Annotated in this window: 8 protein-coding genes; all 8 read right to left on the bottom strand. The window is 77.0% G+C overall.

Annotation, left to right across the window (positions count from 1 at the left end):
- The coding region (locus tag V7Z97_RS18530) for a TrbG/VirB9 family P-type conjugative transfer protein (protein WP_334164921.1) at positions 1-527 on the bottom strand (527 nt) is incomplete at its 3' end.
- Positions 527-1,213 carry a conjugal transfer protein TrbF gene (gene trbF, locus V7Z97_RS18525; protein WP_334164920.1) on the bottom strand — a complete coding sequence of 229 codons (687 nt, stop codon included), beginning with the start codon at positions 1,211-1,213 and terminating at the stop codon, positions 527-529. The genes V7Z97_RS18530 and trbF, both read right to left, overlap by 1 nt.
- Entirely contained in the window at positions 1,210-2,436 is a 1,227-nt protein-coding gene (gene trbL, locus V7Z97_RS18520) for a P-type conjugative transfer protein TrbL (protein WP_334164919.1), read from the bottom strand. Before trbL ends, trbF begins: the two co-directional genes overlap by 4 nt.
- Positions 2,433-3,104 (bottom strand): P-type conjugative transfer protein TrbJ, encoded by a 672-nt coding sequence (trbJ, locus tag V7Z97_RS18515; protein WP_334164918.1) that lies wholly within the window; start codon positions 3,102-3,104, stop codon positions 2,433-2,435. Before trbJ ends, trbL begins: the two co-directional genes overlap by 4 nt.
- On the bottom strand, positions 3,101-5,542 hold the full coding sequence (gene trbE, locus V7Z97_RS18510; RefSeq protein ID WP_334164917.1) for a conjugal transfer protein TrbE: 2,442 nt from the start codon (positions 5,540-5,542) through the stop codon (positions 3,101-3,103). The genes trbJ and trbE overlap by 4 nt, the downstream gene beginning before the upstream one ends.
- 1 nt (position 5,543) lies before the next feature.
- Positions 5,544-5,798: a VirB3 family type IV secretion system protein gene (locus tag V7Z97_RS18505; protein WP_334164916.1), complete on the bottom strand. Its 255-nt coding sequence runs from the start codon at positions 5,796-5,798 to the stop codon at positions 5,544-5,546.
- On the bottom strand, positions 5,798-6,112 hold the full coding sequence (locus V7Z97_RS18500) for a TrbC/VirB2 family protein (RefSeq protein ID WP_442958052.1): 315 nt from the start codon (positions 6,110-6,112) through the stop codon (positions 5,798-5,800). Before V7Z97_RS18500 ends, V7Z97_RS18505 begins: the two co-directional genes overlap by 1 nt.
- 2 nt (positions 6,113-6,114) lie before the next feature.
- Positions 6,115-7,035 carry a P-type conjugative transfer ATPase TrbB gene (trbB, locus tag V7Z97_RS18495; RefSeq protein WP_334164922.1) on the bottom strand — a complete coding sequence of 307 codons (921 nt, stop codon included), beginning with the start codon at positions 7,033-7,035 and terminating at the stop codon, positions 6,115-6,117.
- Positions 7,036-7,265: the final 230 nt, after the last annotated feature.

Below are 7,265 nucleotides of genomic sequence, written 5' to 3'. Positions count from 1 at the left end.
ACCCTGAGCGGCCGGAACGGCGCCCTGCCCTCGATCCGCCACCCGAAGCGCAGGTCGGCGGGATCGGGGGCGGCGGCGTCCGCCGCCGCGGCGGCCGGGGCCGCCGGGACCGGCGTCCCGCGCACCGCCACCAGCTCGCCCTCGGGATAGCGCCAGGCCACCGAGGCCGCCCAGTCGGACGCGGTGGCGCGGAGCTCGAGGTGGTAGGTGCGCCGGTCGGTCTGGACCACCAGGTTGGTGGCGAGACCGGGGGCCGTGGGCTTCACCAGGACATGGACCCGGCGGGTCGGGCCCGCGCCGCTCTCGGCCTGGCCGAGGATCCAGCGGGCGGTGTCGCCGGCCGCCACCGCCCCGGTCCCGGAGAGCTGCTCCCCCGGCTCCAGGGCGATGTCGGTCACCCGGCCGGGCGCGGTGAGGACCACGTCCAGGCGGCCCGGCGAGAAGGCCAGCACCCGGGGCGGCAGGGGCCCGGCGCCGGCCGGCCCGGCGAGGACGGCGGCCGCGAGGGCGGGGCGCAGGATCGACATCAGGAGAGCTCCTTCGACCAGTCGAGGTGGGTGACGAAGACGCCGAGGGGGTTGCGGCGCAGGGCGTCGGGATCGCGGGGCGGCCGGAGCGCCACGCCCAGGATCGCGCTCCAGCGCTCGGCGCCGGCCAGGGCGCCGTCGACGTAGCGGCTCTCCACCCATTCCACGCGGAAGCTGTCGGGGGAGGCGCGCACGACGCTCGCCACTTCGACGCTGACCTGCTCGCGCCCCAGCCGCCCGAAGGGGTCGGAGCGGTGGGCGTGGTCGTTGAGGGCCAGCGCGGCGACGCCGGTGGCGTGGTCGTAGGCGCGCAGCCAGGCCTCGCGGAGCACGACGGGGTCGGCGGGCAGGGCGCGCACGTCGCGCACGAACTGCGCCAGCTGGGCCGCCACCTGGGCGTCGCCGGGCCGCCAGCCGGCCTCGGCGGGCCCCACCGCCCTCACCTCGCCCAGCCGGTCCACCTCGACCACCCACGGCGTCACCGTCCCCTTGGCGGCGGTCCACACCAGGGCCGCGCCGCTGCCGGCCGCCAGGCCCAGGGCGCAGAACGCCATCAGCCGCCAGTTGCGGGCCTGGACCCGGGCCGAGCCGATCCGCTCGTCCCAGGCCTGGCCGGCCCGCTGGTAGGGGGTCTCGGGCTCCGGCGCGCGGCCGTAGCGGGCGGACGCCCGTCGGAAGGGGATCATGGGGACTCCTCTCTCAGGGGGACGGCGGCGCCGCCGCCGGAGCTGTCGCCGGCGCGCAGCGCATGGGCCGCCGCCCCGACGCCGGCCGACACGGCCTGGGCGGCCCGCAGCCGCCGGGCCCAGGCGGGCGCCTCCGACGCCTCGGAGCTGGCCGCGCCGCCGCCGCCGGGCGCATCGCCCGAAGCACCTGAAGAACCGGAAGCCGCCGACGAACCGGACGGACCCGAAGACGGGGCGCGCGGGCCGCCCGCAGGCGGACCGCGCCCCGCCGCGGGCGGGCCCGGCCGGAAGGCCGGCGCCCCGCTCCGCAGGCCCCGCGCCGAGGCGAGCGCCCCGGCCGCCTGGCGGACGCCGGCCGCGCCGGCCACCGCCAGGCCGCCGGTCATGAGCGCGGTCCCCACCGCGGCGCCGGCGCCGAGCTGGGGCGCGCCCGAGACCAGGCCGGTGGCGATCCCGGGACCGAAGACGCCCAGGCCGAGCAGGGAGAGCGCCCCGAGCGCCACGGCGAGCGCCTCCTCGAGCGTCGGCTGCTCGCCGGCGAAGTCGGCCACGAAGCCGTCGAACAGCGTCGAGCCGATGCCCACCACCACGGCCAGCACCAGCACCTTCACCCCCGAGGCCACCACATTGCCGAGCACCCGCTCGGCCAGGAAGGCGGTGCGGCCGAACAGGCCGAAGGGCACGAGGATGAAGCCCGCCAGCGTGGTCAGCTTGAACTCCAGCAGGGTGACGAAGAGCTGCACGGCGAGGACGAAGAAGGCGACCAGCACCACCAGCACGCAGGCCAGCAGCACGGACAGCTGGACAAGGTTCTCGAACACCTGCGGGAAGCCGGCCATGTCGCCGGCGGCGGCCAGGAGCGGGCGCACGGCGTCCACCCCGGCCTGGGCGATACGCCCGGGCCGCAGGAGGTCGGCGGCGGTCAGCGCCGAGCCGGACGCCTTCAGCCCCAGGCCCGCGAAGCTGTCGAAGACGATCTGGGCGAGCCGCTGGAAGTCGCCCAGGAGGAAGGCGAAGGTCCCGACGTAGAGGGTCTTCTTCACGAGGCGGGCGAGGATCTCCTCCCCTGGGCTCCAGGCCCAGAACAGGGCCGCCAGCGTCACGTCGATCGCCACCAGCAGCCGGGCCAGCGAGGCCACGTCGCCGCGCACCAGGCCGAAGCCTGTATCGATGTAGCGGCTGAACACCGCCAGGAACTGGTCGATGACGCCGGGGTCGGTCACGGCGGGGGCCGTCCCAGGAAGCGGGCGAGCCGGGCCCGGGCGTCGGCGGCGGCCGACGCGGCCCGGGCCCGCTCCAGGGCCTCGGCCTGGCCCTGGGCCGCCAGCAGGGCGGTGAGGTCGGCGAGCTGCTTGGACTGGACGGCCAGCAGCTGGTTGCCGGCCTGGGCCGCCTGCAGGGCGCCGCCGGCCCCCTCGCTGGACCGGGCGAGCGCCGCGGTCTGGGCGTTGGTCGCCGAGAGGCCCGCGACCACGCCGGCCTGCACCTCCAGGGTCCGCCGCAGGGACTCCACCGCCGTCCGCCAGCGCGCGTCCGCGGCCTCCGCCAGGACCCGGCCCGACCCGTCCGCGGCGCGGTCGGGGTACTCCCGCGCCAGCTGGGCGCGCAGGGCGCCCGCCTCCGAGGCCAGCCGCCCGGCCCGGGTCAGGAGGCCGTTCACCCGGGCGAGGTCGCCGTCCAGGGCGCCCGCCGCCCTCAGGTCCAGGGTCGCCAGGTTGCGGGCCTCGTTCTGCAGGCTGGCCAGCTGGTGCTGCACCTGCTCCAGCGCCCGGGCCGCCTGCAGCAGGTTCTGGGCATGGTTGGCGGGGTCGTAGACGGCGAGCTGCGCCCGGACCGGCGCGGCCCCGGCCAGAGCCGCCGCCACCGCGATGATGACCGCCCGCCCTCTCACGGCGCCGGCTCCATCAGCGGCGCCACGGCGCGGGCGGCGGGATGGGCCGCCACCAGCTCGGCCGTCCAGGGCAGGCCCCGGCGCCGCAGCCAGGCCGCCGCGAAGCCGTCCGGCCCGGCCGCGGCCAGGACCTCGTCGATGGCGGCCTGGTCGGCCCGGCCGGAGGCGGCGCAGACCGCCAGCGCCACCGGGCCGAGCTCCAGGTCGAACAGGCGCGCGCCTTCCGGGGACTGCAGGTAGTAGTCGCGCCGGGGCTGGGCCCGGGCGAGGATCTCCAGCTGGCGCTCGCCCAGGCCGAAGCTCCGGTAGAGGGCGGCGATCCCCGGCTCCAGGGCGCGCGGATTGGGGAGGAAGATCCGGGTCGGACAGCCCTCCACCAGGGCCGGGGCCACCGGGCTCCCGGCCAGGTCGGCGAGGGACTGGGTGGCGAACACCACCGCGGCGTTCTTCTTGCGCAGGGTCTTCAGCCATTCCCTGAGGCGCGGCGCGAAGACCGCGTCCGACAGGGCCAGCCAGCCCTCGTCCACCAGCACCAGGGTGGGTCGGCCGTCGAGCCGCCCCTCCACCCGGCGGAACAGGCAGTCGAGCACGGCCGGGGCCGCCCCCTGCCCCATCAGCCCCTCGGTCTCGAAGGCCTGGACGTCGGCCTCGCCCAGCCGCTCCACGTCCGCGTCCAGGAGGCGCCCGAACGGCCCGCCCAGGACATAGGGGGCGAGCGCCTGCCGCAGGACCTGCGACGGCAGCAGGGCGCAGAGCCCGGTGAGGGTCCGCTCCCCCCGGGGCGCGGAGGCCAGGCTGCCCAGGGCGGTCCACAGGTGCTCCCGCAACTCCGGCGTCGGGGCCACGCCCGCCCGGGCCAGCAGCCGGCCCAGCCATTCGGCGGACCAGGCGCGCTCGGCGGGGTCGTCGATCCGCGCCAGGGGCTGCAGGGCGACCCCGCCCGAGGGGCCCAGGTCCACGAAGCTCCCGCCCATGCCGAGCACGGCGGCGCGGATCGAGCCGCCATAGTCGAAGGCGAAGACCTGGGCGCCGGGATAGCGCCGGAACTGCAGGGCCATCGCCGCCAGCAGGACGCTCTTGCCCGCGCCGGTGGGCCCCACCACCAGGGCGTGGCCCACGTCGCCCACGTGCAGCGAGAGCCGGAAGGGCGTGGAGCCCTCGGTCCGCGCCTGCAGCAGCGGCGGCCCGGCCAGGTGGGCGTCCGCCTCGGGCCCGGCCCAGGTGGCCGACAGCGGCAGCATGTGGGCCAGGTTCAGGGTGGAGATGGGCGGCTGGCGGACGTTGGCGTAGGCCTGGCCCGGGATCGAGCCCAGCCAGGCTTCCACGGCGTTGAGGGTCTCGATCCGGCAGACCAGGTCGCGGCCGCGCACCAGCTTCTCGGCCTGGCGGATGCGGGCGTCGGCCACGGCCGGGGAGGCGTCGCAGACCACCAGGGTGGCGGTGACATAGGCGTGGCCCACGGCGTCGGCGCCCAGGTCCTGCAGGGCCGCGTCGGCGTCGGCGGCCTTGTTCTCGGCGTCGGTGTCGACCAGGAGCGCGGCCTCGCCGGTGAGCGCCTCGCGCAGCACGGCGGACACCGACTTGCGCTTGGCGAACCACTGGCGGCGGATCCGGCCCGCCATCCGGGCGGCGTCGGCCCGGTCCAGGGTGATGGCGCGGGTCATCCAGCGGCAGGGGAAGGCCAGCCGGTTGAGGTCGTCGAGCAGGCCGGGCCAGGTCTCCACCGGGAAGCCGGTGACCGTGAGGACCCGCAGGGCCGATCCTCCCAGCCGCGGCTCCAGCCCGCCCACCAGCGGGGCGGACGCCAGCAGGGCGTCGAGGTGCATGGGCCTCTCCGGGACCGCCACCCGTCCGGCGTCGGGGACGACGCAGGCGTGCAGGTAGGCCAGGGTCTCGCCGTCATCGAGCCAGGCCAGCTCGGCCATGTGCGGCTCCAGCTGCGCCAGCATCCGGTCGGTGCGGTCCACATAGCCGGCCAGTTCCGTCCGCCAGTCGGTGTCGCGCGCCGCCCGCCCCTCCAGGAACCAGCGGCCCAGGCGGCCGGCCCGCTCCGCGGGCGGCAGCCACAGGACGGTGAGGAAGTAACGGCTCTCGAAGTGGACGCCCTCGGCCTCGAAGCCCGCCCGGCGCTCCTCGTCCACCAGCTGCGACAGCGGGTCGGGGAAGGCGCCGTCCGGATAGGCCAGCGCCGGCCGCCGCTGCGCCTCCACGAACACCGCCCAGCCGGAGCCCAGGCCGCGCAGGACCGCATTGGCGCGGGCGGCCGCGGCGCCCAGCTCGGCGGCGGTGGCGCTGTCCAGGTCCGCGCCCCGGAAGCGGGCGGTGCGCTGGAAGGCGCCGTCCTTGTTGAGCACCACGCCGGGGGCCACGAGGGCGGCCCAGGGCAGGTAGTCCGACAGCCGCGCGCCGCCGGGGCGATATTCGCGGAGGTCCATCATCTCAGGCCTCCAGCCGGGCCGGCAGGCGCAGGTGGCGGCGGACCACCTCCAGGACCTGCGGGTCCCCGCGGGCCGCCCAGGCGCCGGCCAGGTGCCCGACCGCGAAGACCAGCAGCCCCGCCAGCCAGGCGCGGAGGCCGAGGCCCACGGCGGCCGCCAGGGTGCCGTTGAGGATGGCCAGGCCCCGCGGCGCCCCCGCCAGAAGGATCGGCTCGTAGAGGGCCCGGTGGACCGGCGCGCGGAAGGCCTCGTCCATCAGACCAGCGCCCCGCCGCCGAACGAGAAGAAGGACAGGAAGAAGCTGGAGGCCGCAAACGCGATCGACAGGCCGAAGACGATCTGGATCAGCCGCCTGAACCCGCCGCCGCTGTCCCCGAAGGCCAGCGTCAGGCCGGTGACGATGATGATGATCACCGCCACGATCTTGGCCACCGGCCCCTCCACGGATTCCAGGATCCGCTGCAGGGGCTCCTCCCAGGGCATGGCCGAGCCGGCCGCCAGCGCCGGCCCCGCCGCCAGGAGGCCGGCGACCACCGCCGATCCGGCCGTGAAGATGCGCAAGGAATGCATTCTCAGGACTCCCCGAGAGCCGGCCGCAGCCGGTAGGCGCCGGCAGGGTCGAGCCCCTCCAGCCGGGCGAGCTCCACCAGCCGGCGGCCGGCGCCGCGGCCGTCGAGCACGGCGATCAGGTCGATGGTCCCGGCGATCAGCGCCCGCGGCACGGTGACCACCGCCTCCTGGACGAGCTGCTCCAGCCGATGGAGGGCGCCGAGCGCCGAGCCCGCGTGGATGGTCCCGACGCCGCCGGGATGGCCCGTGCCCCAGGCCTTCAGCAGCTCGAGCGCCTCCCCGCCCCGCACCTCGCCGATGGGGATGCGGTCGGGCCGCAGGCGGAGCGCCGAACGCACCAGGTCGCCCAGCCCCGCCACCCCGTCGCGGGTGCGCAGCGCCACCAGGTTCGGGGCCGCGCACTGCAGCTCGCGGGTGTCCTCGATCAGCACCACCCGGTCGCCCGAGCGGGCCACCTCGGCCAGCAGGGCGTTGGCCAGGGTGGTCTTGCCGCTGGAGGTCGGGCCCGCCACCAGGATGTTGCGCCGCTCGGCCACGGCGCGCGCCAGCACGCCCGCCTCGCCGGGGGTCATCACGCCGGCGGCCGCATAGTCGGCCAGCGGGAAGACGGCGACAGCCGCCCGGCGGATGGCGAAGGCCGGCGCCGTCACCACCGGCGGCAGCAGGCCCTCGAAGCGCGCCCCCGACCCCGGAAGCTCGGCCGACACCCGCGGCGCCCCGCCATGCACGTCGGCGCCCACGTGGTGGGCCACCAGCCGGATGATCCGCTCGCCCTCGGCCGGCGCCAGCCGCTGGTCGGTGGCCGCAAGCCCGCTCCCCAGCCGGTCGATCCAGAGCCGGCCGTCGGGATTGAGCATGACCTCGCAGACGTCGGGCTCGTCGAGCCAGGCGCAGACCTGCGGCCCGAGCGCCGAGCGCAGCATGCGCAGCGCCCGGGCGGCGGCCTCGTCACGGAGGGAGATGAGGGACAAGACGGCGTCTCCACGTCGAAAGGAGACGCCCAAGGAACCCCCCACCGGCCCCGGATCAACAGCAACTTCAGCCGGTCGCGCCCCGTCGCGCGGAGGCAGGCGAACGGCGGGCGTCCGCCCCCGTGCGGGGCCCGACCGCCGCCGTCCGGATCGCTGTCGCGCCCCGCCCCGCGGGTCTCCAC

Origin of the sequence: Phenylobacterium sp., assembly GCF_036821595.1 — a bacterium.
Taxonomy (GTDB): domain Bacteria; phylum Pseudomonadota; class Alphaproteobacteria; order Caulobacterales; family Caulobacteraceae; genus Phenylobacterium.
The sequence above is the reverse complement of the archived record's forward strand: the minus strand, read 5'-3'. Positions and strand labels throughout refer to the sequence as shown.

Bases quoted from the DNA above. Each gene is read 5' to 3' on its own strand.
- trbB (WP_334164922.1), bottom strand. From the start codon at position 7,035: ATGCTGCGCTCGGCGCTCGGGCCGCAGGTCTGCGCCTGGCTCGACGAG.
- V7Z97_RS18500 (WP_442958052.1), bottom strand. From the start codon at position 6,112: ATGCATTCCTTGCGCATCTTCACGGCCGGATCGGCGGTGGTCGCCGGC.
- V7Z97_RS18505 (WP_334164916.1), bottom strand. From the start codon at position 5,798: ATGGACGAGGCCTTCCGCGCGCCGGTCCACCGGGCCCTCTACGAGCCG.
- trbF (WP_334164920.1), bottom strand. From the start codon at position 1,213: ATGATCCCCTTCCGACGGGCGTCCGCCCGCTACGGCCGCGCGCCGGAG.
- trbE (WP_334164917.1), bottom strand. From the start codon at position 5,542: ATGATGGACCTCCGCGAATATCGCCCCGGCGGCGCGCGGCTGTCGGAC.